The organism is Desulfobacter latus (assembly GCF_013389365.1).
Taxonomy (GTDB): Bacteria; Desulfobacterota; Desulfobacteria; order Desulfobacterales; family Desulfobacteraceae; genus Desulfobacter; species Desulfobacter latus.
This window is the reverse complement of record NZ_JACADJ010000061.1, coordinates 1-25,021: the sequence shown is the minus strand read 5'-3', so window position 1 is coordinate 25,021 and position 25,021 is coordinate 1. Positions and strand designations below refer to the sequence as shown.

The following is a 25,021-nucleotide window of genomic DNA, read 5'->3' as shown; positions in this document are numbered from 1 at the left end:
TTAGGACATAGTGGAAGCCTTTCGTTAAAAACATACAATGCTAAGCGTGCTTTAACCGCTTGATTTTTAAGTGTTTAATTCCTGATTAAAGAGTTGTTAAGTCAGCCGGGAAAATGGGAATGCGCCCTATTCGCTTATAATGCCTCCTGCCTTTTTAAAAGGCAGGGGGCCAAAGGAAAGTTACCGATATCTGTGCAGATTTCTCATTCGTTTTTATCAAAAGCTCGACTGCAAAGCCGAATTTGCAGTTGATATGAAATTAAACACCGCAAGGTCAAATGTCTGCCTTGCCTCAAATGAGGATTATGATCTTTTGATAGCGGGCAGAAAAATAGGCGGTAACGCCCAGCGCTATATCAAGCAGGCCTGTTTTCAGCACGGAAGCATACCGTTAAGTTTTGATGAAGGGTGTTTTGAGCCTCTTTTTTTGGAAAATTCAGGTTTTAAAAAAGCCGCCACGCTAATGAAGCTTGGCATTACAAAAGATCACAAAGCGCTTGTAAAGCTGCTGATAGAGTCCTTTTGTGAAACGTTTAACGTGGATGTTATAGATAGTACATTAAGCACAGAAGAAGCGCACAGAGCAAAAAATCTTATGATGAACAAATATGCCAAGCAAGGATGGAATATCGATGCAGCGCAAAAGGTGAACAAAAGCCAATTGTCCTTATCCAACGCCCCTTTAAAGTTGATTTTTCCTACCAGACCCGGTATGGATTAGCCAGTTTAAACGACACCATGGGCTGACCTGGTATATTGTGACGTTTATATGTCCCCATTGGAGAAAAATATGCGGTTTGAGTGCAGGGACCTGACCTTCACCTACCCGGAGGCGGACAACCCGGTCCTGGAAAATCTTACTTTTTCCATGGCCGCACCGGGATTTAATGCGGTTTTCGGGCCATCAGGCGTGGGGAAAACCTCCTTTGCTAGAATTCTTGCCGGCGGCAACAGCGGTCCCGGGGGCAATGCGTTGATTTATGAAGGCATTGCCACCATCTTGTATTCTTACAACCAGGAGCGCCTGCCCGGTTGGGCCAACACCGGCAGACATCTTGAAAAGGTTTGCCCCCAAAAAAATTCAGATCTAAAAAAAGAACTTGTCAAAATTTTCAAAGTGGAGGCCTTTTTAGGCTCACGATTCTCCCAGTTGTCCATGGGCCAGCAGAACCGGATGAACCTTATCCGCTACCTTATTCAAGACTTTGATTTGCTGATACTGGACGAAAGTCTTGCCAATGTGGATGAAGCCTTGCGGGAAACCATTATCCTGGCCATAAAGGAGATATTTCCGGCCAAGCTGTTTCTTTATATTTCCCACAATCTTATGGAAGTGGCACGATTTTGCAAAGACATCCTGGTGTTAAGCCGACCTGGTAAAAACAAAGGTGCCGTCGTGGTGCCGGGTCAGAATTATGAAACAGGATATACGGCCGACCCCCAGGCCATTGACCGCTCCATGCTGGAGATCATGAATGCTGTTTAGACGAATCTACCAGTTTCTGATTGTCTATTGCTTAGGTGTTACAGGTCTTTTAGCCATCAAATATGCTACCGGCCTGTCCAATTATGTTATCCCCGATTTAACGCTGCTTTTTGATACGGCACGCCGCATGCTGACAGGCTATTTCTTCGACGTGCTCAACACGCTTTCCGTAACGGTGCTAGGTCAGATGGTTTCTATATTCATGGCCTTTTTTGTGGGAATCATCGGCCGCAAATCATCCTGGTTAGGCTCGTTTATCAAGGTGATGGCCTATAACATCCAGGCCTATCCCATTGTGGCCCTGGCCCCGATCATTTTTATTCTCATGGGGGACGGATTTTTATCCCGTCTGCTCATTGCCTCCATGATCTGCTATTTTCCTTTGCTCCTGTCGGTGCTGGGGATCATGGCCTCACCCATAAAGGACATTGAACATTTTTACATAGCCACCGGCCGGATGCGCTGGCAGCTGGAAGTTAAAATCCGGGCCTTTGAAAATTTAAACAAGCTGACCACAGTGATTGCAGGCTCCGCTACATTGGCCATGGCCGGGACCATTGTCGCCGAATTTATTGCCGCAGATCAAGGCGTTGGTTACAGTATACGCATTGCCTTGTACCAGAGCGATCTTGCCCGCATTCTTGTGGCCCTGTTTTCCATTGGCATTATCATCTCGGTTTACCAGGGCATTCTGGAAACGGTGGGCGAACAGATAAAAACCAAATGGTTCGCGCCAAAGGGAGGAGAGCTGTTATGAATCAAAAAAGTAGAGCCGGCATCGCGATCAGGGCAGGACTCATGATCCTTTGCATAATGCTGTTTTCTGCCGAAACACCCGCCGTTGCAGGCGATACGCTTAATTATCGCTTGAAATGGCTGTTCAACACCTCTGTGGCCGGTGACATCATTGCCGACACCGGCGGCTTTTTTAAAAAAGCGGGGCTGGATGTCTCCGTGAATGAAGGCGGGGCCGGAAAAAACGCCATCAAGGAGCTTGAGCTGGGATATGCAAATTTTGGCGTGGCATCTGCCGACCAGGTCATCCGGGCCCTGGAAAAAGGCGCTGACGTGGTGGTTTTAGCCCAACTGTTCCAGGTCAACCCCATGCAGTGGATATACCGGTCGGACCAGCCTGAAATCAGGGAACTTTCCGATTTAAAGGGCCGGCATATCGGGGTTACCTTCGGGGGGAATGATGAAACCATCATGAACACCCTTTTAGCCAAAGCAGGATTTACATCAAAAGATGTCCGCATCTCAAGCGTCAGGTTTGATTTCACCCCGTTTTTAAAAAAAGAAGTTGATGTGTGGCCGGTATACCGAAACTCCCAGGGGGTTATCCTGGAAGAGAGGCTGGCCGCAGAAGGTGAACAGGTAAAATTCTTCAACCCCGCGGACTACGGTGTCGCGTTTGTGGCCAACTCGGTGGTGACCTCAGGCACCATGCTGAAAAAACATCCGGAAACGGTAAAGGCCTTTATGACGGCGCTGCTGTCGGCCTGGGAATTTGCCGTGGACCCGGCCAATGAGCCCCAGGTTTTAGCCCAGATCAAAAAAAAGGATAAAGGCACCAAAAACAACATCCGCCAAAAACAGCTTAAAGCCACCCGACCGTTGATCAAACCGGACAAAGGGACAAAAATCGGCATCATTGATGTCGGGGCATGGCAGCAGACCGAACGTATCATGATACAGGAAAAACAAATCGTGGCCCCGGTTGATGTGACAAGCCGTCTGGTTGGGCCTAAAAAATAGAATCCTTGGGTGCTTATAAGCGGGTAATTGTTATCCCGTGGCCGACCATTGTTTAGCCATTACCGTCATCCCGAATACGGACCCAGTCCAAAAAATCGGAACGCCGCAGGCGGTAACGGGCCACACTGCCTTCATGCAACTTTAAAAACGCCTGGTCCAATATTTTAGCGAAGGCGATCCGGTCTTGTTCAGGCACAAGCCTTTTGGACAGATCCATGATCACCTGTCTGGACAAGGATACACGCCCGTTCACAACCTCCTGAACGGCCTGGATAATTTCCTGACGATACCGAATTTTCAACGGATCAGGCTGGGCCAGGGTTTTCGTGATAGCCAGATATCTTTGGCAGGAGCGTTCAAAGGCCCAGACAAATACGTCCTGCAGCAGTTCTATTTTATTGAGTTCATACACACCGAGAAGCCCTTCAACGTATGAACGCTCAGGCACGTCAACAAAAGAAAGCGGACATAAATTCTGTTTGATCAAGGGAATATTGGCCCCAATACGTGCCACTCGCTTGTTCACATCTTCAAAGGGCTGAAGATAGGGAAGCTGAACCAGTAAAAAAAAGGCCTGTTCGAAGGGGTCCGGTATCGCTTTGGCTTTATCCAGAAGCAGGCGGAAAAAATCTTCCAGCTGCTGGGGCATGGCAAGGGGATAGAACACTGTACCGGATATATCCACCGGCCGCCGCCGCAGGCGACCGCAGGCATCCTCATCGGGCATTAAATTCTGGGACAGCACCGCATGAAGGTTCTGGAAGGTAAACAGGTCAAAATCGACCTGGTCAGCATCTGCGACCAGCATTTCAATGGCGGCCTTGTGGTTCAGTATCATCTGGGTTTCCTGTACGTCCTTGCCTTCTGCGGCCCGGCCGAATTCAATGAGCTGCTGGGTATCAAGCCGGCTGTAAGTATTACCCTCAAGTTTTGAAGAGGCCCAGGACAAGTCTACAAGAAGCCGCCCCAGTATATCCCGGGCATAGGTTCCGGCAGGCCCCGCCCCGGCAGGGGTCCGGCCGATGTCATGCAGCTGTGCCCGAATCCCTTCCGGCAGGTACCATGTTTTCCCGGGCATATAGGACAACAGGAACTCCCGTTCATATCCGACGGGGCGACGATACATCAACGGTTTTTGGATCTCCTTTTGGATACGGGTCCCTTCGGGAGACATGGGGACATACGGCCCTTTGTCCAATGACGGTCCCTCCGGCATCGTAACTAGCCGGTAAACCCGGGCCGTACTTTTACCTTCAGATATAATACGGCCATCTGAAATCAACTGCTCCAGGCGCCGTTGAAGGGTCCTTCGGCTTAAACGGGTTTCGTGTTCCTGCACAAGCGCTTCTTCCAGAAAAGAAATACCTATCCCTTGTGGATGATTTTTAATAATGGAACATATTTTTTCCAGATCCTCAGCTTGTTTAGACCATGGCATGGAAGCTACCTCTTAAACGATCAAAAAAAATTAAGAAAAGTGACACGGAAGCGACACATCAATGACATAAGAATGGCACACAAATTGTCACAAGTAAAGATGGGAGTGACAGATCACCAACTTTCCTGGATTTTCTGATAGGTGTCTTTGCTTGAATCCGTATGGGGCAGGATCGGACATGCTTGGGCACAGCGCCCGCATTGAAGGCAACTGTCTAAAAACCGCTGTTTTTTTCACATAATGTCTAAAAACCGTCATGCTTGTGTTGGACGGGTCTTAAATAACTAGCCCATTTTGTGATATCCGGGAGCGCGGGCGTCCCGCCCGCAGTAAAAATGCAGGCGGGACGCCTGCGCTCCCAGGTTAAGTTATTTCGGACTCATTCCAAAGAGTTACGCTGTTGATATGCTTATCTATTTTATTTCATCGCCGCTTTAACCTTGGCGGCAACATCCGCAGGAACCCATTGGGTCCACAAACTTTCGTACTCTCTGAGAAACCATTGGGCGGCCTCATCCGTCTTGGCCCGAGTGTCCTTCATATAAGCCAAGAATTTGTTGGTAATCTCCAGCGTGGTTTCATACTTTTTTAACATGTCAATGACTTCAGGGGCTTGTTCGGGCAGTTTTTTATGGACAAGAATATCGCATTTCACGGCAGGATAGGCGCAGGCTTTGGTTGTGTCCCAAATCTTTTGGTCAAATGCGGGTTCCTCTAATTGATACATGTCCAGCTTACCAAGAACCCATGTCGGCGCCCAGTAGTAACCCAGCCAGGGTTTTTTACGTTTGTAGGCGGTTTCCATGGAAGCGGCCAGGGCAGTCCCGCTGCCGGGCTGCATGATGTTGTATTTTTCCCTGATACCGTATGCTTCGAACTTTTGATCATTGACCTGGGCGCATCCCCAGCCGGGGATACAGCTGTAGAAAATGCCTTTTGACGGATCTTCAGGATCTTTAAACAACTTCCAGTATTTGGGCAGATCAAACACGGACTTAAGGCCGGGGGCAATGGGTTCAATACCGCGTTCTTTGTCGCCTTCCACCATATATCTGGGCACATACCATCCCTGTACGCTGTTGGGGAAATTGGCTCCAAGATTGATGAACCCTTCATTGGTATTGGGATCTTTACCCTTGGCAAACCCCTCGTCGTAAAGGTCTTGCCAGTTTTCCGTCCAGGTTTCCATATTGACATTGGGGGCTTCCCCTCCCTTGGCCTGGATCAGGGCAGTATTAAGCATAACGGTTTCACCCTGGACATATTTGACGGGATACCCCAAGCCCTTTTCGATGATAAAACCCGCAATACGGTTATGTACCTGGGCGCTGTCCCATCCGTAATCAGCAAAAACAATAGTTTTTTTGGCTGTGGCCGGCGTGAATCCGCCCATGAATGCCATGGTGATGGTTACTGCCATAAACATCAGCACACGTTTTTTAATTGTTCTCATTTTTTTTCTCCTTAAATTAAAAGATCTTTACTATCACTTGATCACTGCTTCTTCTTTGTTGCCAAGGCAAATGTAATGCGGTCAATGACAATGGCCATGAAAACGATACACAAACCAGCCTCAAATCCCCGCCCGACTTCGATGCGGTTAATCGCCAGAAGAACTTCAAGTCCCAGGCCTTTAGCACCGATCATGGAGGAGATAACAACCATGGCCAAAGCCATCATTGTTGTCTGATTGATACCGACCATGATGGTGGGCCTTGCCAGAGGCAGCTGGGCCTTGAACAAAATCTGCCAATAACTGGAACCAAACGCGTGAGCGGCCTCAATAACACTTGGGGAGACTTCCCTGATGCCGACATTGGTCAGGCGAATGACCGGGGGAACAGCGTAGATGATCGTAGCAAAAAGTGCCGGGACTTTGCCCAGGCCGAACAGCATCAGGGCCGGGATCAGGTAAACAAAACTGGGCATGGTCTGCATGCCGTCCAGGATTGGTTTTAGAACGGCCTCAAACCGGTCGCTGCTGGCCATGGCAATGCCGAGGGGAATGCCGATGATCAGTGAAATCAGCACCGATGCCACAACAAGGGAGAGGGTCATCATACCCAATTTCCAGAGTCCGAGGGCACCAATAAAAAACAGCATGGCACCCATCAAAAGGCCGGACCACCAGCGTCCCGTAACCCGCCATGCAAAAAGTCCCACCCCGATGACAAGAACAGGCCAGGGAAGCCATACAAAAAATTTTTCAATATAAATCATAAAGTAAAGAATGATTTGGCCCAGCAAATCAAAAAAACCGCTAAAGGTGATAAGCACCCAGTCCATGGCCGCATCCACCCATACATCTAAAGGAATATCAATGGTTTCCGGAAACTGCATCATAATTTATGTCTCCTTGCAATTCATAAATTTGAAACAGATCTTCAAACATTTGCGCTTGCAGATCCGTTAATTTCAGGTTGCATGGTTTCAGCCAGTCTGGACATTAAAAGGCCGACAACAATCACACCGAGCAAATGATCATTTTCATCGACCACAGCCACTGGATGTTGGTTTTCATCACCAAGCATGGAAAAAAGTGTGTTGGCCGGTACGTCAGGCGTGACCTTGTGAATTGTTTTTTCCAAAATGGCGTGCAGTGTTTTTTCTCCTCTATCCGCTGCCTTTCTACAGTTTTTAGCAGTAACAATGCCTACGCACTTGCCCTTTTCGCGTACAAAAATAGATGAAATTCCAGCCTTTTGCATTTTGCGCAGCGCCGCCCTGGGGCCGTCTGTCTTTAAATAAGCCATGATCTCGCTTTTTTTCATCACGGATTCCGCAGTGAGTACCTTTGTCATGTCCACATCTTCCACAAAACTGGCCACGTATTCATCAGCCGGATTTGTCAAAATTTCTTCAGCAGTTCCCTGTTGAACAATGACACCATCCTTCATTAAAATAATACGGTCCCCGAGCTTGATGGCTTCATCCAGGTCATGGCTGATAAAAACGATGGTTTTCTGCATTTTTTCCTGCAGATCAAGCAACTCATCCTGCATATCCCGTCTGATCAGGGGATCCAGGGCACTGAACGCCTCGTCCATCAGCATAATATCGGCATCCAGGGCCAATGCCCGGGCCAGGCCGACACGCTGCTGCATGCCGCCGGAAAGCTGATCCGGTATAGAGTCTTCCCAGCCCTTTAACCCGACTTGTTCTACCGCCTGCATTGCCGCTTTACGTCGGGCGTCAAGACTTATGCCCTGCACTTCTAATCCGTATTCTACATTGCGCAGGACTGTTCGATGCGGGAAAAGGGCAAAATTCTGAAATACCATGCCGAAATGTTTTTGTCGGAAATGCCTGAGTTCTTTGTTGTTCAGGCGGGTAACATCCTCGCCGTCAACCAGGACCCTGCCGGAAGTCGGATTGATCAACCGGTTGATACACCGGACCAGCGTTGATTTACCGCTTCCGGATAATCCCATAACCACGAGGATTTCACCCGGATTGACCTTAAAGGATGCATCGGCCACCCCCACACCATGGCGGGTTTTTTCCATGATCTCATCTTTTGAATGCCCTTTTTTAAGCATTTTCAAGGCCACTTCAGGATTTGGCCCGAAAATCTTATAAAGATTTTCAACAACAATTTTTTCCATTTTAATTTTCTCCATTTATGGGCGTCTCCAATGATTCGGCTGCCAGAAAAGGTGCTGCGTCAATATTTTGGGCATCCATCAAAGAAACCAGCCGCTGAAGGGATGACAGAATCATTGATTTTTCCCAGTCCTGCAATTTTTCAAAGGCGTCAACAAAAGATTCCTGCATCAAGGGGGGCGCCCCGGCTAAACACTTTGTGGCTTCTAAGGTAGGTTGCACCAGAATTCTTCTTCGATCATCACTGCTTCGTTTCCGGGTAATCAAGCCCCGTTTTTCAAGACGTTCAAAAATACCGGTAATGGTTGCCTGGCTTAAACTGACGGCATGGGCAATTTCACCCGCCGTGACTTGGCCATGTGCGTCGACTTCCCGCAAAACGATCAGCTGGGGACTGGTCAAGCCGAAACGTTTAACAAGGGATTTGGAATGCAGGTCAATGGACCGCATGATTTTTCGCAAAGCAGCAAGTACGGAATCACTTCCATTGCCACTGTTTTTTAAACTTTCCATTCAATGCTTTTAATTTTTTTTCAAAACGATTGATTCAATATATTTATAGTATTCAAACCACACAAATTTAAATAGAAAAGTGCAAAAATATAATATATAGTCGCCTCTAAAATATGTTTACCTGTACACACGGATCCTTATTTATTAGTTTGTGTTCAAAATAATGTCAACCTTAATTTTGAATAAAATTACTTTGAGTACAACGCAATAAAGACCATTGAGTTTTTAATATTTACCAACATAACCCTAACGTTGCGGGGCATTCTTAAGGAAGATAAAATGATTACATGGGATGAACAAACAGATGTTGTTGTAATAGGAAGCGGCGCAGCCGGCTGCAGTGCGGCAATTGAGGCCCGATCAGCAGGGGCGTCGGTCATTGTTTTAGAAAAAATGAAAATCACAGGCGGCAACACCCGAATCAGTGACGGGGGATTGGCCGCACCAGGCAACAGACTGCAAAAAGAACACGGCATAGAAGATTCGCCGGAACTGTTTTATCAAGACATACTAAAGGCCGGATTAAACCTTAATCACCGTGCCCCGGCAAGGGTATTCGCAGAACAGGGGGCTCAAGCGGTTGAATGGCTCCAGGTGGAACTGGGGGTTCAATATATGGATCGCCTGGATCGCTTCGGGGGGCATTCAGTCGCCCGCTGCCTGACAACCGCCAGCCATTCCGGCAAAGATATCGTCAACGCGCAAACGTCCCGTTTGAAACAGATGGGCGTGGAAATCAGGACACAATGTCTTTTGACAAATCTGCTGACGGATGACAGCGGCAATGTATGTGGCGTTCAAATCAAAACCGGATATAATCACAAAAACCAAAGCGCTAAAGAACAAAAAAATATCCGCGCCGGCCGGGCCGTGATTCTTGCCACGGGCGGATTCGGCAATGATGTTCCATTCCGGATGCTGCAGAATCCAAGCCTGGACACCACGGTCACCGCCACAAACCACCGTGGCGCAACGGCTGAAGGCTTGAGCGCCGCGTTGAAAATCGGAGCGGCGCCTGTCCATTTGTCCTGGATTCAAACCGGCCCCTGGGGCTGTGTTGATGAAGTCGGTTATGGCAGTGGATCACGATTTGCTTCCTATGCGTTGTACCCCAATGGCATCCTGGTCGATCCGTCAACCGGCCGGCGTATCGTAAGCGAGTGGGCTGACCGCCGGCAGCGGAGTATGGCTATTTTTAAAGCAGGACATCCCTGTGTCGGGATTATGGATGCCCGAGGGGCGGGAGATGACCCCCAAAGTCTGGAAAAATGTCTTAAGACGGGCAAGGTATATGAATTCAATAACCTGGCAGATCTTGCCGAGGCCTGTAACATCCCGCCTGATACGCTTTTGTCCACAGTAGAAGCGTACAACAACATGATCAGAAAAGGCCAAACCGACCAATTTGGTAAATCCTTAAAAACGGCGCAACCGATATCCAGCCCGCCTTTTTTTGCCATGCATCTGTGGCCAAAGGTTCATTACACCCCGGGAGGCGTGGGAATCAATGCCAACGCCCAGGTGATTGATGTTCGCAACCAGCCGATTCCAAACCTTTACGCCGCCGGTGAGGTTTGTGGGGGCATTCATGGCGCTGATCGATTAGGAAGTTGCGCACTTACCGAATGCCTTGTGTTTGGACGGATCGCGGGCCGCAATGCTGCTGTCGTGCGGGGCGGAGAGTAAGTCCGGCCCGGTTAAAAAGCAATCCGAAATTTAATTTTAAGCTTGACATTGCCAAATATGGGCGGTTAAATTTTTAGGTTAGCTTCGCATAAAATAAATGAGATTCAACCGACTTAAAGGAGCAACTGTATGTTTGAATCCGCCGAACTGGGACATACCATACCCAAATCCGAGTACAAAAAAGAAGAGCCTGCCCTGCGTGAGGAACTTCTCAATGTGCAGTTGGAATTGAACGAATCCTCCTCTTTTCAAGTGATTATCCTGGTCGGCGGATTAGACGGTGCCGGGCGTGGGGCCATAGTGAATCTGTTGAACGAATGGATGGACCCCCGCTTCATTCAAACCCACGGCATGGGTGAGCCCACGGACGAGGAACTGGATCGACCTATGATGTGGCGATTCTGGAGAGCCTTACCGCCCAAAGGTAAAATTGGTGTTTTCCTGGGGTCGTGGTACACGTGGCCCATGTTGAACAGGGTCTACGGCAGAACAAATGATGCGGATCTGGAACAGAGCATGGGCCGGGCAGTAAAATTAGAAAAAATGCTGGTCAATGAGGGTGCCCTGGTTATTAAATTCTGGTTTCATCTGTCCAGGGAAAAACAGAAAAAACGACTGCAATCCCTTGAAAAAGATCCATTGACCCGCTGGAAGGTCACCAAGCGAGACTGGAAGCATTTCAAGAACTACGACAAGTTTCGTAAAGTTCACGAAAAGGTCATTCGTCAGACGTCAACCGCGGAAGCGCCCTGGCTGATCATTGAAGGATTGGATGCCTGCTACCGGAATTTAACCGTCGGCAAGCTGGTCCTCAATGCGATTCGGGAACGATTGAGCAAAGATGCCCAGCCTCCTGCGGTAATCCCCGCACCGCCTCTTATGCCCTCTATTGATAATGTCAATGTGCTGAAGAGGTTGGATATGACGCAATCCCTAACAAAGGAAGCGTACCGGGAAAAATTAAAAAAATACCAGAGGAAACTGAACCTGCTGATCAGGGATCCAAAGTTTAAATACACCTCGGTCATCGCCGTGTTCGAGGGGAATGACGCGGCAGGGAAGGGAGGTGCCATACGTCGTATCACAGGCGCGCTTGATGCACGCGGGTATCAGGTGATCCCCATTGCCTCACCAACTGAGGAGGAAAGGGCCCAGCCCTATCTCTGGAGATTCTGGCGGCATCTGCCCCGTAAAGGCCGCGTAACGATATTTGACCGATCCTGGTATGGGCGCGTACTGGTGGAGCGGGTGGAGCAATTCTGTTCAGAGGCCGACTGGATGAGGGCCTACAGTGAAATCAACGACTTTGAATTACAGATGACCCGCCATCGTATGGTGGTGGTCAAGTTCTGGCTGGCGATCACGAAACAAGAGCAGTTGGAAAGATTTCATGCCAGAGAGCAAACCGGCTTCAAGCGGTTCAAAATCACGGAAGAAGACTGGCGGAATCGGAAAAAATGGGAACAGTACGAACTGGCGGTTTCAGATATGGTGGACAGGACCAGCACCCATTATGCCCCATGGACCCTGATAGAGGCGAATAATAAATATTTTTCCCGTATCAAAATACTCAAAACATTGTGTACCGCAATTGAGGAAAAGCTTAAGGCCCTCTACGAAGAGGGCGTTGATTATCTGGAAAAACCAAAGAAAAAAAAGTGAAGACAAAGAGCTATGGTTGTTGGAATCGGACAGATCAAATTCAGACTGTATGATGCGCACTCGCTTAAGGCCAAGCGCTCTGTTGTTAAATCCATTATTTCAAGGCTGCAGAACCGTTTTAATATCAGTGTGGCGGAAACAGGCCTTAATGACAGCCACGACTGGGCCCGGATAGGATTTGCCCTGGTGGGCAACGATGCAAGGATGATCAACTCAAAGGTCGATAAAGTGTTTAATGCAGCTGACCGCCTCGGGCTTGCCGTTATTGTCGACACGCATATGGAAATCATTCATATTTAGAATTGGTTAAGGGCCATGGAACTTTTAAAATTTACCAATATGGCCCTAAGACTTGCAAAGGCTGTTAATTTTATATACGGTTAATTTGAGGTCTCTAAGCATTTAGTCAATTTTAGTTTAGCAGACCCCAATTTGAGCAAAACGTCGTTGACCTGAAAATTAATTATCAATAATTTTGCTTCTATTTTCGGAGGAGCCATGGGAAAAGAAACTCGTTTGTTTAAAAGCCAGGAGAAAAAGAGCAGAACGGACGTCAGTACTTTTTTACAACAACTTGCCGACAAAATTTCACAAGGTACCATTATATTAAGTAAAGGATCCGAAGAACTAACCCTTCAAATACCCCAAAATCTGAGCCTGGAAATACAGGTAGAGGATGAACAGAAAAAAAAGAAGGGGGTTGAACACAGCCTTGAAATTGAAATTAAATGGTTTGACAATGATGAAGGTCCCACAGACCTGAAACTCAAGTAACGAATGCGATTTGGCAGCAACCTTTAATTATTTAATTCGGGGGGCACAATTACATATTGTGTCCCCCGAATTCTGTTTAAAATCCAAGGAAGAACAATACGATGAAACAGTTTCGCCTGATTTTTTTACCGGTAATATCCTTATGGCTGCTCCTTTTTGCATTTCAGAATCCGGCCCAAAGCGCCGAACTTGAAGCCCGGTTTGCCGGTCAGCAGACCGTAGACGGACAAAACGCCCTGGCCGTCACCTTTTCTTTACCCCTGGATTCAAAACAAAACTTAAACACCTATTTCAGTATTCTTGAAGAAGCCGACGACACCCCGGTGGACGGTGCCTGGATACTGGCCAAGGATACCACGGTGGCCTATTTCACCCGGATAAAACCGGACACCGCCTATACCATCAATGTGTCAAAAGGACTGGCACCGGCCCAGGGTGAGGTCCTGGCCGAAAACGTCATATATGAGGTAACCACCCGGTCGGCGGAACCCATGATCGCATTCGGTTCCACCGGATTCATCCTGGCCCCGGACCTGATCAAGGGGCTGCCCGTGGACAGTCTGAATATCAAACAGGCAGACATTGATTTTTTCAGGGTGCGCCCGGACCGGCTGACGGATTTCAAAGATGAATTCTGGGATGCCACATATTTACGGTATTACCGGTCCGATGCGCTGGCGGACATTGCAGATCTTGTCTATACCGGCCGCTGGGATCTGGACATTAAAAAGGACTTGCGCTCCCGGGTCAACATTCCCATCACCCATATCAGGGAACTTAAAACGCCCGGCATTTATATTGCCGTACTCCGGGGTGCGGGCCGTTATCGCCACGGCTACCGCATGACCTGGTTTTCCATTTCCGATTTAGGGGTACATGCCAGGGTCTATGACACCTCAATCCGGTTTTTCATCCAAAGGCTTTCAACGGCAGACCCCATTAAAAAGGCTGTGATCAAAGGGTTTGACAAGGATGGCAAAGTCCTGTTTGAGCAGTCAACGGACAAAGACGGCCTGTGCATTATAAAAGGACATTTTGAAGAACCGGCACTGGTGTCTGTTTCCAGAAAAAATCAGATCAGCCTGATGGCCATGGATACCCCGGCCCTGGATCTGTCGGAATTTGCCATGGGCGATGCCTTGTTCAGGCCCCTGGATCTGTTTGTGTACGGCCCCCGGGACATTTACCGTCCCGGGGAAACCGTTGTGATTGACGGCATCTTACGACACCAGGACGGACGGCCGGCGCCTGAAATAAAGGTGGCAGCCAAGGTGGTTCAGCCTGATGGAAAAACCATTCGCGAATTTACCTGGAAACCGGGCAAAGGCAACCATTTCAACACCGGTTTTCAGTTGCCCGCCAATGCGCTCACCGGAAAATGGCAGGTAAAATTTTCAAACGGCAATGACATGTTTAAAGCCTATCCCTTTCTTGTATCCGAGTTTCTGCCCGAACGCATGCAACTGGTCATAGACCAGACCGACGACACTATTTTGACCCCGGATAAAGACCTTGCCATCCATATCCAGGGGGACTATCTATACGGGGCACCGGCAAGCGGCAGCCGGGTCAATGCCGTGATCCATGTAAAACCGGCCCGGAATCTGTTCAAAAAAATCCTGCCCGGTTTTGAATTCGGTGCCGGCACCGACCTTGTCAACACCACTTACACCAGTGACGACATCCGCCTGGATGACACGGGAAAAGGCGTGATTGACGTAGAGAATCAATGGCAGGCAGTGACTTCCCCCCACTGGGTCACCGCCAATGTCAGCCTGTACGACTCCGGGGAACGCCCGGTGGTCAGAAACGCCTCCTGGCAGGTGTGGCCGGCCCGGAACCTTGTGGGCATCAGAAACATGTCCGGCACAGAAGACGATCCCGATCAGGTACCTGACAATGACACGGCAACATTTGAAGTGGTCCTGGCCGATACCCAGGGCCGGCTTCAAGCCGCCCAGGGCCTGGAGGTCACAGTGATCCGGGAGCATCGTGAATATTACTGGGAATATAAAGGCGACGCGTGGCACTGGGGCTGCAACAGCCGGTTCTATCCCGTGGACCGGTTTGAGCTTGATATTCCGGACCAGGGCAAGGCCCTGGTAACTGTTCCCGTGGAATGGGGCGGATACCGTATTGAAATAAAAAATCCGGCCACAGGCCTGACAAGCGCCAAAAGCGTCTGGGCCGGATGGCGCCCCAAAGGTCAGGGCCAAAGGGACATGAACCGGCCGGACCGGGTGGATCTGACCCTGGACAAACCAGGCTACCGGGCCGGGGAAACGGCCCGGGTAACGATCAAGGGGCCTCAGGGCGGAAAAGGCTTTTTATTTGTGGACGGGGCAGACAATCTTTTAACCCTGCCCATTGATATTCCTGCCCGGGGCGAAGAGCTTCCCATATCCATTGATCCGAGCTGGACGCGCCACGATCTGTACGTATCCGCACTGGTGATCCGGCCCGGAGAAAGCAGGAACGCAAAGCTGCCCAAACGGTCCGTGGGACTGATCCACCTGCCCCTTGACCGCACCGACCGCCGTATAAACGTGGATATCCAGGCCCCGGAAAAAACAGAACCCAACCGCCGGGTGGATGTGACGGTCAATCTGACCAATACCGAGGGGAAGCCGGCCGGAGATGCCATGGTCACCCTGGCTGCCGTGGACTGCGGCATTTTGAACCTGACCCGGTTTAAAACCCCGGACCCCTTTGCCTACTTTTTCCAACCCCGAAAATACAGCCCCGAAATCCATGACATCTATCAAAAACTCATTGAAGCCGCAGACGGCAGCTATGCAAGGATGCGGTTCGGCGGGGATATGGCAACCCTGACCCGGGGCGGCGACCGGCCATCCACCGATGTGCAGATCCTGGCCATCCACCGGAAGGCCGTTGATGCCGATGGCCAGGGCAACGCCGTATTCCGGCTGGACCTTCCGGACTTTAACGGACAGGTGCGGATTATGGCCGTTGCCCATACGGACAGCACCTTTGGTTCCGGGGATAAAGAGATGACCCTGGCCGCCCCCATTGTAGTCCAGGCCACCATGCCGCGTTTTCTCTCCTGCCGGGACCAGGGCGTTATTATGCTGGAACTGAACAACCTGACAGATATTACCCAGAATATAACCCTGGAAACAGATATCTCCGGGCCGGTATCTTTTACAGGACAGCCCAAACACACCATTGCCCTGGCACCCCATAAACGCAAACGCGTCAACCTGCCGATTACGGCAGGCACCACCACGGGCCGGGCACACATCACCTGCCGGATAACCGGCATTCAGGGCCCGGGGGTATCACCGGAAATGACCAAAACCTGGTTCCTGGAAACCCGGTCGCCCTACCCCCACCAGACCCGGACCCGGCAGAAACGCCTGACACCGGGACAGCATTTTTCCACATCGTCTGCCGCCCTGAACGACCTGGTGCCGGAAACAATAACCGTGCGGGCCGGGCTGGATTCAGAGCCGCCGGTGAACCTGGCCCAGCATGTCAGTGAATTGCTGGCCTATCCCTACGGGTGCCTGGAGCAGACCGTATCAGGCTTTTTCCCCCATATACTGCTCTCCTTTGATCAGTTTGCGCAATTGGGGGTTGAAACAGGCACCAGGGACGCCACCAGTGAAAAAATCAGACGCGGTTTCCAGCGCCTGCTTGAAAAACAGAAAAGCTCCGGCGCCTTTGGCCTGTGGCATGCCCGCAGTCCGGAAAGCCCCTGGCTGAGCGCCTATGCCGTTCATATGATGGTCGAGGCTGTGGACGCAGGGTATGAAGTGCCTGTGAGTGCGGTAAAAAATGGCCTTACCCGCCTTGCCGTATATGTCCGCCGCCCCAAATCCATTCGCGCGCCGGGATGGACCGACGGCAAAATGTTCAGGGCGGCTACCCGGGCCTATGCCGCCTTTGTCCTTGCCCGGGTCAGTTCTTTAGGATTGGCGGATGCCAGGAATGTCTATGCCTATGTGAAAGCCAACCATCCCACACCGCTGAGCCTGGTCCATGCAGGCACGGCCCTTGGGCTTGCCGGCGACCGTACCAGGGCATTTGAGGCCTTTGACCTGGCCCTCAAAACCCGGCGGGATGATAAACAGATGTATGGCGGGGACTACGGCTCCAATGTCCGGGACCTTGCGGCGGCCTACTATTATGTCACCACCTATTTTGCCGACTATGCCTTCCGGGGCGTATTCCTCCACGATCTTGCTGCCGCGCTTAAAGAGCGGCAATGGCTCTCCACCCAGGAACGCAACAGCCTGGTTATGGCAGGCGCAGCCAAACTGGCCCATCCGGCCGGGGCATGGGCTGCCGATGTGACCGTAGGAAACCGGACCGGCGCCCACACCGGAAAGGGTCCGGGCCGGGTAATATTCACAAAAGGCAGCGCTGCCGGGGGAGTCTCCGTGACAAATACCGGCACGTCCACGCTTTATCTGGATCTTGTGCTTACAGGATATCCCAACAGGCGGCCGGCGCCCCAGAGCCATGGCGTCAGCATATCCAGACAGTTTCTGGACACCAATGCAAAGCCCGTGGATATTTCCAGGCTGACATCCGGAGACCGGCTCATTGTGGCCTTAAAGGTTGAATCCCAAAAACAGCAACTGCCCCATGCCCTGGTGGTGGACATGCTGCCTGCCGGATTTGAGCTGGAAGATCCCAATGTGTCGGGATCATTTCTCATTGATGATATCGCGGTGGACGGGAAAACCATTTCCCGATGGCATGACGACTGCAATACGGCCCACACCGAATACAGGGATGACCGATTTATTGCCGCCCTGAATCTTGGATACAATGAAACCTGCCGGATTTTTTACGCCGTGCGGGTGGTCAGCCCCGGTGTTTTCAAGGTACCACCTTCCCTGGTGGAAGATATGTACCGGCCTTATATCCGGGGTGTGGGTAAAACTGTTACCCACACCCGGATAAATTCACCGGCAATTTTAAAATTGACCAAGTGATGGCCTTTCGGAATCGGAATCGGGATCGGGATCGAAAAAAGAGAGATTCGATGCCGATGCCGATCCCGACAGCGATGCCGATTTGTTTACAGAACTAATAAAATCAAAATTTAGAATTACCGGAATTCTGCTCTTTATTTTGCCGGCAGGTGGTGTCTGCTTTATTACATTTGACCATTTGTTCCCTTTTGATACCGTGGGGCGTCCCATATCCACCGTTATTGTGGACCGCCACCAAGCCCCCTTGCGGGCCTTTGCCGACAAAAACGGGGTGTGGCGGTACCCGGCAAGGCCCGACCAGGTCTCCCGGTTGTACCTTCAAGCACTTATAACCTATGAAGACCGGTGGTTCTATTATCATCCCGGCATCAACCCGCTGGCCATCTGCCGGGCGTTTTTCCAGAATCTGAGCCATAGCCGGATTGTATCGGGCGGGTCAACGCTCACCATGCAGACCGCCCGGATTCTTGATATCAGTAAACACGGGAACCGTCCGTCTACCTCAGGATTTTTTCACCGCATGGGTGTCAAACTGCGCCAGATGTTCAGGGCGCTTCAGCTGGAATACCACTTGACCAAGGGTGAAATTCTCGGGCTATATCTTACCCATGCCCCGTTTGGCGCCAATATCGAAGGGATCAGGGCGGCCTGCTACACCTGGCTGGGTAAAGGTGCAAAGGAGATGACCCGGGCCGAAGCTGCCCTGATGGCCGTACTGCCCCAGGCCCCGTCCAGATACCGGCCCGACCGCCATCCCGGCAGGGCGGCCAAGGCCCGGGACAAGGTCCTTGACCGGATGGCCCGGTTCGGCGTCTGGACACCGGACCAGATCAGGGCAGCCCAGCAGGAACCGGTGATCTCTTTCAGGTTTCCCACATCCATGACAGCGCCTCTGGCGGCCCGACGGCTGAACGCCGTTTACCCGGACGCAGAAGTGATTCACACCTTTATTGATGAAAACCTGCAGATGCACATGGCAGAACTTTTACGGGCATATATGGACAGGCTGCCCCCCAAGCAGTCCGGGGCCGTGCTGGTGGTTAATCACAAAACCCTGGAAATCGAAGCCTATGCCGGATCTGCGGACTTTTTCAATTCATCCCGGCTGGGCCATGTGGACATGATCCAGGCCCTGAGATCTCCGGGCTCCACGCTAAAACCTTTTATTTACGGCCTTTGCATGGATAAAGGCCTGATTCATTCCCATTCCATGCTCCTGGATGTGCCAAGATATAAAAAAAATTATAACCCGGGCAATTTCACCCGGGGATTTTCAGGGCCTGTCACCACGACCCGGGCGTTGCAGGATTCGTTGAACCTGCCTGCGGTCCAGGTGCTGGACGCATATGGACCGGGGCGTTTCCACGACAGATTGTGCAACGCAGGGGCCCGGTTTCAATTTAAAGGCACCCCCAACCTCTCCATGGCCTTAGGCGGTGTGGGCACCAGCCTGGAATCCCTGGTGACCCTGTATACGGCCATCGGGCGTGGCGGGATTGCCGGAAAACCGCGCTTATGTCCCATGGAACCTGTGCAGGAGCGGTATCTGATGAGTCCCGGAGCAGCCTTTATCATCCGGGACATCCTGTCCCGGCCCTTTCCGGGCCGACAGGGGGTGGGACGGCTGTCCGGCGCATTGTCCATGGCATGGAAAACCGGCACCAGCTACGGATTCAGGGATGCCTGGGCCATGGGCCTTAAGGGGGATTACACGGTGGGGGTATGGATCGGCCGACCTGACGGCACCCCCTCCCCGGGGCAGTATGGCGCCATCACGGCGCTTCCGCTGCTTGGCCAGGTGATGGCAGGCTTAGCCGCTGGTAGGGAAACAGTAAAACCACCTGAAAAGGTATCAAAAGAGACCATATGCTGGCCGTCCGGCCTTGCTGCATCGGCAATCCAGAGCCGGGCAAAGGGGGCTTGTGCCAAAAAATTTGATGCCTGGATATTGGATGGACAGATGCCGTCAACCATGACCGGCGAAACCGGTCTTACCGCCCCCCTGGTCCGGACATTCTGGGTGAACAGCCGCGGGATGCGGGCAACCCCGGCTTGCGGGGGAATTGAAAAAAAGACGCTTGCCTTGTGGCCATGGCAGGCGGAGCCTTTTATTCCGGCCCTTTGGCGGCGGGCAGCCGTACTGCCCAAGGATTCGCCCAATTGCCCCGGTATGACGCCCCTGGTTCTGCCTGGGATACGGATTGTTTCGGTTTCAGACAACAGCATTCTGACCTGCCGGCCGGGACAGACCCGTTCTCCCACCATTCCTTTAAGGGCCTTGGGCGGCCGGGGCGAACGCCAGTGGTTCCTGAATAAAAAACCCCTGGAGAATACCGACGGATCAGCCCGGTTTTTTATGCCCATGCCGGTGCCGGGACGGTATCACCTGGCCGTGGTGGATGAATCCGGCAGTTTTGACCAAGTCTGTTTTTCCGTCATTGAACTCAACCCATAAGTTATTAAAATGAGTTATCGGTTACCACGCCCCCGCTGAACGGTGAAAACTTAAGATCCTTGATTTTAAACTCAAAATCCTCCGGTTTAAATACATGAGCGCCGGCATTTTCGCGGTCCCTCAAATAGTCTTCCAGGGTCTGACGGATAACGTCAAAGGCAATTTCGTCCCATGGGATATCTGATTGGGAAAACAGGCGAACATCCGTGCTTTCCGTGGTGGGTCCAAAATCATGGGATAAGAGTTCAGCAATAAACATCATATATATCTGATTTACAAAAAGGATATTAAACATCCGGTAAGGCGATAAAATCCGGACCTCGACACGGGTCTCCTCCAAGGTCTCACGCACGGCACCCTGCTGGACAGATTCCTCATTTTCAAGATATCCGGCAGGAAGGGTCCAGCACCCTTTTCGGGGTTCAATATTGCGTTTGCACATTAAAATCCTGTCCTGGAAAACAGGCACCGTACCCACAACCATTTTGGGATTTTCATAGTGAACATGGCCGCATGAGGAACACACCGCCCGGACATGGTCATCGTCCTGGGGGATCTGACGGATCGTGGAATGACCGCACTGGGTGCAAAATTTTGTTGACATCTGTTATCTATATTCCTAAGTTTTGCAAAAAATTATAACACTGCCTTTCTCCTTCATACAATTTATTACCACAAAGCCTTATCAAAGGAAATCTTGGAAGTAAAGCAATTGGGGAAAATCAACAACAACTCTAAGTTTGGGATAAAATCAAGTTTAAACATCCTTGGCACAAATTTGGATAATTGGATAATTGGGGTCAGAGTAAAATTAAACATTGAATTCACTCAGGAATGATGCTAAACCATGATCCATGGCTCGATTACAGCGCATAGCACCCAAAGATATCCCCATCCATATTATCCAGAGGGGCAACAACCGGCAGGTTTGTTTTGGATCGGATGCCAATCATGCCGCTTTTGCCGAATGGTTGAAAGAATATTCACAAAAATACCATGTTGATGTGCATGCATGGGTGATGATGACCAACCATGTTCATTTGCTGTGTACGCCCCGCAAAGAAAATGGTATCAGTCAAATGATGCAGGATCTGGGACGTCGGTATGTTCGATATTTTAATTATGAATACAAGCGCACCGGAACCCTTTGGGAGGGGCGTTATAAATCCTGTCTGATACAATCCGACAGGTATTTGCTTGAAATTTAGGCATCCTTCATATGACCTCAAAAGTACTTTACAGTCTTTTGGGGAAAGCCTCTACAAAGGGGAATGATCAAAAAAAGTGTAAAGTACTTTTGAAGGATGCCGAAATTTACAGGTATATTGAACTCAACCCTGTCCGAGCCGGAATTGTTACAAACCCTAAAGATTATCACTGGTCGAGCTATGGGATCAATGCCTTGGGCAATGTTTCTGATTTATGTACGCCCCACCCTGAATATTTGAACCTTGGAAGGGATTCAGACAAACGCCGGAAGAACTATCGTGAACTGTTCAAACATCAGTTAAGCGACACTGTATTAGAACAAATCCGAAAAGCAACCAATAAGGGCATGATTGTCGGCAATGATCGATTCCGCAAAGAAATCGAAGCCTTAACCGGCCGGCGGGTTAAGGAAAAGAAAAGAGGCCGGCCGGTTGGGTGGCGGAAGCCAAAGGTTTAATCTTACTCTGACCCTAATTATCTTAACCCTAATTATCTCTAATTATCTGGGCTTTAAGCCGGTGGTTGTTTAGTTTTTCCGAGGCTCTTAGTAAGCGGCCACAGCCATCTCTTTTTTTGGGGGGCGTTTTCCATCTCCCCTGTTGCTAACTTCCATGAACCTGGCCTTGATCAGGCTCTGCTTTAGAACCATGGCTGTATCAGGTCCGCAGACCTTTGTTTTGGCTGCTATTTTACCGGTTACTTCCAGTACGGAATGTGCAGGGTGGGCTTCGGCAAGGCGTTTCAAGATGAATTTTTCATTGAGGCCCTGTTTAAACCGACGGACGGCGTCCTCAATTTGTTCATCCTGAACTTCCAGGCTGGATTTCAGATTTGATTTCTGCCCTTTCAGCTCTATAATCTTATCCCCCGCATCATCCAGGGTCTGCTGGAACATCTCAAGGGAGTCCCTGGATTTTTTCTCCATCCGCTCCATCAGCCCCATGGTCCGTTCCATGGACTTTTCATAATCGCCAAGCTGGCGGGAAATATCCTGAAGACGGTTTGCAATCTGGGATTTGGCCTGCCGGGCCTGCTCCATAAGAGTGGAGCAGGTGTCAATTTCGGTCTCAATTGTTTGTCTCCGGCCTTCAAGATAAGCGGATTTTCCCACTGTGATGCTGGAAGGTTTTGCCTTTTTCGATCCGACCTTGTATATTCGTGCCCCGCCTTTGGCATGAATTTCCGAGGAAAATAACCTGCCCAGGTCCATGTTAAAGCGGCCTTCCGTCATGGCCAGGGAATCCACCATTTCTTTTTGTACCTTGATCTGTCCGGCGCAGGCAATTTTGGACCGGTGAATAAACCCGGCCTCTATCCCGCCCCGGGCTTCAATTTCGGAATCCGTGACGCCGGCCTCAATAAGCACATTGCCCCGGGCCTTGATTTGTCCCCCTTCAACATACCTGGCCGCCACATCAATGCCCTCAACCTTAAAACCGTTTTTAATCACACCGGTGACGAAAATATTTTTATTGTATTTAATGTGACCGGTCCTGTAATCTACGTCGCCCTCAATGATAATGGATTCATTGACCGAGACGATGTTCAGATCATCCAGCCTGGGATTGCCCTCTATGTCTGCAATGACTTTAAGGCCGTCCTCGGACAGGCTGACCCCTTTGCCGGCATGCAGTTTGGGGTTTGCACCGGCTTTTTGGGGAATAAGGTCTCCAAAAATGTTGATACCGTCTTTTCCCGGGACAACCGGTGTTTTTTCCATCAGGACATCACCTTGTTTTACAAAGGGCATATCCCCCCTGGCTTTAAAATCCATGGTGCCGTCATCGGACAGAATGCCGGGTTTAAGATATTCCTGCTCAAACAGGCAGGTGATTACCGCATCTGTCTCTTCCACAGCCGGGGTGCCCGAGGCCGCTTGAAAGGGGATTTTACTAAACTGCGGATCATCAAGAAATCCCTGCAGGGCATTATCGTCCCGGATACCGTGGACGATACCGTACTTTTCCATAAGATTTTTGATCCATACCGGATCTATTTCATCATTAAAGCCGTCTCTTTTCACAAGCCAGACTGTCAGGGCGTCTTTTGCAATATAAATGCCCAGTTCCTTTTCGGAAATCAGTCTGGCCCCGCAAAAATCCGGCAGTTCGCATGACGAAACACAGGTAGTGCTGTCAAGGGGGGGCTGTTCAGGCGGGGAAGATGGTGAAGGCGGGCTCTGCTTAAGGCAGGCAGTTTGCTGTTTGCAAAGCACAAGTTTGCACTGGGCCTTAGTCATCATTCCCCTACTCACAAGCAGGCTTCCCAGGCGGGACGAAATTCCCTTGTCCGTCAGGCGTTTTTGCTCCTCTAAAGCCTGTTCAAGGCTCAGAGGTGTTAAAAAGCCAAATGCTATGCACAGCTCGCCGAACCGCATATCTCCGGGCTGGCGGCCAAACATTTTGTAGCATTGTTTTAATCGTTTTATATTTTCCTGGGACATATAGCCCTTGGCCTTAATGTGTGTAAACAAATCAAATCCGGGGGCCTTTGGACTACGGATATCCGACTCAAGTTTTGCCAGGTCACCCTTGGAAATATACTTCAGAAATAATGCAATTTTAAGTAGAGATCGGTCTTTGTTGCTTGGCTTGTATTTACCCATGACATTACCTGTATCTGAATTATCTGTATCTGTGTGAAAAGCACCGCTGGGATAAATACCACAGAAATTTTTAGGGAAAAAGGGGGCATACTGTACCCCAATAAAATCCTAGCTTTATTATAACTTCAGATAATTGGGGTCAGAGTAAAATTAAGCATTGAATTCACTCAGGAATGATGCTAAACTATAATCTATGGCTTGATTACAACGCATAGCACCCAAAGACATCCCCATCCACATCATCCAGAGGGGCAACAACCGGCAGGTTTGTTTTGGATCGGATGCCAATCATGCCGCTTTTGCCGAATGGTTGAAAGAATATTCACAAAAATACCATGTTGATGTGCATGCATGGGTGATGATGACCAACCATGTTCATTTGCTGTGTACGCCCCGCAAAGAAAATGGTATCAGTCAAATGATGCAGGATCTGGGGCGTCGTTACGTTCGATATTTTAATTATGAATACAAGCGCACCGGAACCCTTTGGGAAGGGCGTTATAAATCCTGTCTGATACAATCCGACAGGTATTTGCTTGAAATTTAGGCATCCTTCATATGACCTCAAAAGTACTTTACAGTCTTTTGGGGAAAGCCTCTACAAAGGGGAATGATCAAAAAAAGTGTAAAGTACTTTTGAAGGATGCCGAAATTTACAGGTATATTGAACTCAACCCTGTCCGAGCCGGAATTGTTACAAACCCTAAAGATTATCACTGGTCGAGCTATGGGATCAATGCCTTGGGCAATGTTTCTGATTTATGTACGCCCCACCCTGAATATTTGAACCTTGGAAGGGATTCAGACAAACGCCGGAAGAACTATCGTGAACTGTTCAAACATCAGTTAAGCGACACTGTATTAGAACAAA

18 protein-coding genes and 4 pseudogenes are annotated in these 25,021 nt (G+C 50.0%); 14 read left to right on the top strand and 8 right to left on the bottom strand.

All coding sequences use genetic code 11. From position 1 onward, the window contains the following. Positions 1-124: 124 nt before the first annotated feature. The 4 genes and pseudogenes from HXW94_RS14535 to HXW94_RS14520 all read left to right on the top strand — a co-directional run. Positions 125-721: pseudogene (locus HXW94_RS14535) on the top strand (lipoate--protein ligase family protein); the annotation flags it as partial. A gap of 69 nt (positions 722-790) precedes the next feature. Next, the gene (locus HXW94_RS14530) at positions 791-1,486 is read left to right on the top strand and encodes an ATP-binding cassette domain-containing protein (protein WP_178367622.1); all 696 of its coding nucleotides are present in this window, start codon (positions 791-793) and stop codon (positions 1,484-1,486) included. Then, positions 1,476-2,243: an ABC transporter permease gene (locus HXW94_RS14525; RefSeq protein WP_178367621.1), complete on the top strand. Its 768-nt coding sequence runs from the start codon at positions 1,476-1,478 to the stop codon at positions 2,241-2,243. The genes HXW94_RS14530 and HXW94_RS14525 overlap by 11 nt, the downstream gene beginning before the upstream one ends. Beyond that, positions 2,240-3,241, top strand: a complete 1,002-nt coding sequence (locus HXW94_RS14520; RefSeq protein WP_178367620.1) for an ABC transporter substrate-binding protein — start codon at positions 2,240-2,242, stop codon at positions 3,239-3,241. Before HXW94_RS14525 ends, HXW94_RS14520 begins: the two co-directional genes overlap by 4 nt. 52 nt (positions 3,242-3,293) lie before the next feature. On the opposite strand, the gene HXW94_RS14515 is transcribed toward HXW94_RS14520, so the two are convergent. The 6 genes and pseudogenes from HXW94_RS14515 to HXW94_RS14490 all read right to left on the bottom strand — a co-directional run bounded on the left by HXW94_RS14515 (position 3,294) and on the right by HXW94_RS14490 (position 8,795). Then, entirely contained in the window at positions 3,294-4,679 is a 1,386-nt protein-coding gene (locus HXW94_RS14515; protein WP_178367619.1) for a Fic family protein, read from the bottom strand. Between the two features lie 113 nt (positions 4,680-4,792). Continuing rightward, positions 4,793-4,894, bottom strand: a pseudogene (locus HXW94_RS20400) (4Fe-4S binding protein); the annotation flags it as partial. 203 nt (positions 4,895-5,097) lie between these two features. Continuing rightward, positions 5,098-6,132 (bottom strand): ABC transporter substrate-binding protein, encoded by a 1,035-nt coding sequence (locus HXW94_RS14505; protein WP_178367618.1) that lies wholly within the window; start codon positions 6,130-6,132, stop codon positions 5,098-5,100. A 41-nt stretch (positions 6,133-6,173) separates the two neighbouring features. Beyond that, positions 6,174-7,022, bottom strand: a complete 849-nt coding sequence (locus HXW94_RS14500) for an ABC transporter permease (RefSeq protein WP_178367617.1) — start codon at positions 7,020-7,022, stop codon at positions 6,174-6,176. Positions 7,023-7,063: 41 nt separating this feature from the next. Next, positions 7,064-8,299 (bottom strand): quaternary amine ABC transporter ATP-binding protein, encoded by a 1,236-nt coding sequence (locus HXW94_RS14495; protein WP_246294065.1) that lies wholly within the window; start codon positions 8,297-8,299, stop codon positions 7,064-7,066. Beyond that, positions 8,286-8,795, bottom strand: a complete 510-nt coding sequence (locus HXW94_RS14490) for a MarR family winged helix-turn-helix transcriptional regulator (protein WP_178367616.1) — start codon at positions 8,793-8,795, stop codon at positions 8,286-8,288. Before HXW94_RS14490 ends, HXW94_RS14495 begins: the two co-directional genes overlap by 14 nt. Before the next feature lie 279 nt (positions 8,796-9,074). Here HXW94_RS14490 and HXW94_RS14485 point away from each other — a divergent pair, with 279 nt between their 5' ends. From HXW94_RS14485 to pbpC, 6 genes are all read left to right on the top strand, one after another. Further along, positions 9,075-10,481, top strand: coding sequence for an FAD-dependent oxidoreductase (locus tag HXW94_RS14485; protein WP_178367615.1), 1,407 nt, complete (start codon positions 9,075-9,077; stop codon positions 10,479-10,481). Positions 10,482-10,610: 129 nt separating this feature from the next. After that, positions 10,611-12,143 carry a polyphosphate:AMP phosphotransferase gene (gene pap / locus HXW94_RS14480; RefSeq protein WP_178367614.1) on the top strand — a complete coding sequence of 511 codons (1,533 nt, stop codon included), beginning with the start codon at positions 10,611-10,613 and terminating at the stop codon, positions 12,141-12,143. A 12-nt stretch (positions 12,144-12,155) separates the two neighbouring features. Next, a complete protein-coding gene (locus tag HXW94_RS14475; RefSeq protein ID WP_178367613.1) occupies positions 12,156-12,443 on the top strand; it encodes a DUF503 domain-containing protein in 288 nt (95 codons plus the stop codon). Between the two features lie 198 nt (positions 12,444-12,641). Beyond that, entirely contained in the window at positions 12,642-12,917 is a 276-nt protein-coding gene (locus HXW94_RS14470) for an amphi-Trp domain-containing protein (RefSeq protein WP_178367612.1), read from the top strand. A 101-nt stretch (positions 12,918-13,018) separates the two neighbouring features. Then, on the top strand, positions 13,019-17,881 hold the full coding sequence (locus HXW94_RS14465) for an alpha-2-macroglobulin family protein (protein WP_178367611.1): 4,863 nt from the start codon (positions 13,019-13,021) through the stop codon (positions 17,879-17,881). A gap of 82 nt (positions 17,882-17,963) precedes the next feature. Then, positions 17,964-20,336: a penicillin-binding protein 1C gene (gene pbpC / locus HXW94_RS14460; protein ID WP_178367610.1), complete on the top strand. Its 2,373-nt coding sequence runs from the start codon at positions 17,964-17,966 to the stop codon at positions 20,334-20,336. Positions 20,337-20,340: 4 nt separating this feature from the next. On the opposite strand, the gene HXW94_RS14455 is transcribed toward pbpC, so the two are convergent. After that, positions 20,341-20,940: an NUDIX hydrolase gene (locus HXW94_RS14455; protein WP_178367609.1), complete on the bottom strand. Its 600-nt coding sequence runs from the start codon at positions 20,938-20,940 to the stop codon at positions 20,341-20,343. Positions 20,941-21,190: 250 nt separating this feature from the next. Between HXW94_RS14455 and HXW94_RS14450 the strand changes: the two genes are divergently transcribed. Further along, positions 21,191-21,544: a transposase gene (locus HXW94_RS14450; protein ID WP_178367608.1), complete on the top strand. Its 354-nt coding sequence runs from the start codon at positions 21,191-21,193 to the stop codon at positions 21,542-21,544. Between the two features lie 11 nt (positions 21,545-21,555). Next, complete coding sequence (locus HXW94_RS14445) at positions 21,556-22,002, top strand: hypothetical protein (protein ID WP_178367607.1); 447 nt, start codon at positions 21,556-21,558, stop codon at positions 22,000-22,002. A gap of 87 nt (positions 22,003-22,089) precedes the next feature. Here the strand turns inward: HXW94_RS14445 and HXW94_RS14440 are convergent, their stop codons facing one another. Continuing rightward, positions 22,090-24,150, bottom strand: coding sequence for a flagellar assembly protein A (locus HXW94_RS14440; protein ID WP_178367606.1), 2,061 nt, complete (start codon positions 24,148-24,150; stop codon positions 22,090-22,092). Between the two features lie 286 nt (positions 24,151-24,436). Here HXW94_RS14440 and HXW94_RS14435 point away from each other — a divergent pair. Together HXW94_RS14435 and HXW94_RS14430 are read left to right on the top strand one after the other, a co-directional pair. After that, positions 24,437-24,697 (top strand): annotated as a pseudogene (locus HXW94_RS14435) (transposase); the annotation flags it as partial. An 11-nt stretch (positions 24,698-24,708) separates the two neighbouring features. Further along, a pseudogene (locus HXW94_RS14430) lies at positions 24,709-25,021 on the top strand (hypothetical protein); the annotation flags it as partial.

Coding starts and splice junctions, on each gene's coding strand:
- HXW94_RS14530 (WP_178367622.1), top strand. CDS start 791: ATGCGGTTTGAGTGCAGGGACCTGACCTTCACCTACCCGGAGGCGGAC.
- HXW94_RS14525 (WP_178367621.1), top strand. CDS start 1,476: ATGCTGTTTAGACGAATCTACCAGTTTCTGATTGTCTATTGCTTAGGT.
- HXW94_RS14520 (WP_178367620.1), top strand. CDS start 2,240: ATGAATCAAAAAAGTAGAGCCGGCATCGCGATCAGGGCAGGACTCATG.
- HXW94_RS14515 (WP_178367619.1), bottom strand. CDS start 4,679: ATGCCATGGTCTAAACAAGCTGAGGATCTGGAAAAAATATGTTCCATT.
- HXW94_RS14505 (WP_178367618.1), bottom strand. CDS start 6,132: ATGAGAACAATTAAAAAACGTGTGCTGATGTTTATGGCAGTAACCATC.
- HXW94_RS14500 (WP_178367617.1), bottom strand. CDS start 7,022: ATGATGCAGTTTCCGGAAACCATTGATATTCCTTTAGATGTATGGGTG.
- HXW94_RS14495 (WP_246294065.1), bottom strand. CDS start 8,299: ATGGAGAAAATTAAAATGGAAAAAATTGTTGTTGAAAATCTTTATAAG.
- HXW94_RS14490 (WP_178367616.1), bottom strand. CDS start 8,795: ATGGAAAGTTTAAAAAACAGTGGCAATGGAAGTGATTCCGTACTTGCT.
- HXW94_RS14485 (WP_178367615.1), top strand. CDS start 9,075: ATGATTACATGGGATGAACAAACAGATGTTGTTGTAATAGGAAGCGGC.
- pap (WP_178367614.1), top strand. CDS start 10,611: ATGTTTGAATCCGCCGAACTGGGACATACCATACCCAAATCCGAGTAC.
- HXW94_RS14475 (WP_178367613.1), top strand. CDS start 12,156: ATGGTTGTTGGAATCGGACAGATCAAATTCAGACTGTATGATGCGCAC.
- HXW94_RS14470 (WP_178367612.1), top strand. CDS start 12,642: ATGGGAAAAGAAACTCGTTTGTTTAAAAGCCAGGAGAAAAAGAGCAGA.
- HXW94_RS14465 (WP_178367611.1), top strand. CDS start 13,019: ATGAAACAGTTTCGCCTGATTTTTTTACCGGTAATATCCTTATGGCTG.
- HXW94_RS14455 (WP_178367609.1), bottom strand. CDS start 20,940: ATGTCAACAAAATTTTGCACCCAGTGCGGTCATTCCACGATCCGTCAG.
- HXW94_RS14450 (WP_178367608.1), top strand. CDS start 21,191: ATGGCTCGATTACAGCGCATAGCACCCAAAGATATCCCCATCCATATT.
- HXW94_RS14445 (WP_178367607.1), top strand. CDS start 21,556: ATGACCTCAAAAGTACTTTACAGTCTTTTGGGGAAAGCCTCTACAAAG.
- HXW94_RS14440 (WP_178367606.1), bottom strand. CDS start 24,150: ATGGGTAAATACAAGCCAAGCAACAAAGACCGATCTCTACTTAAAATT.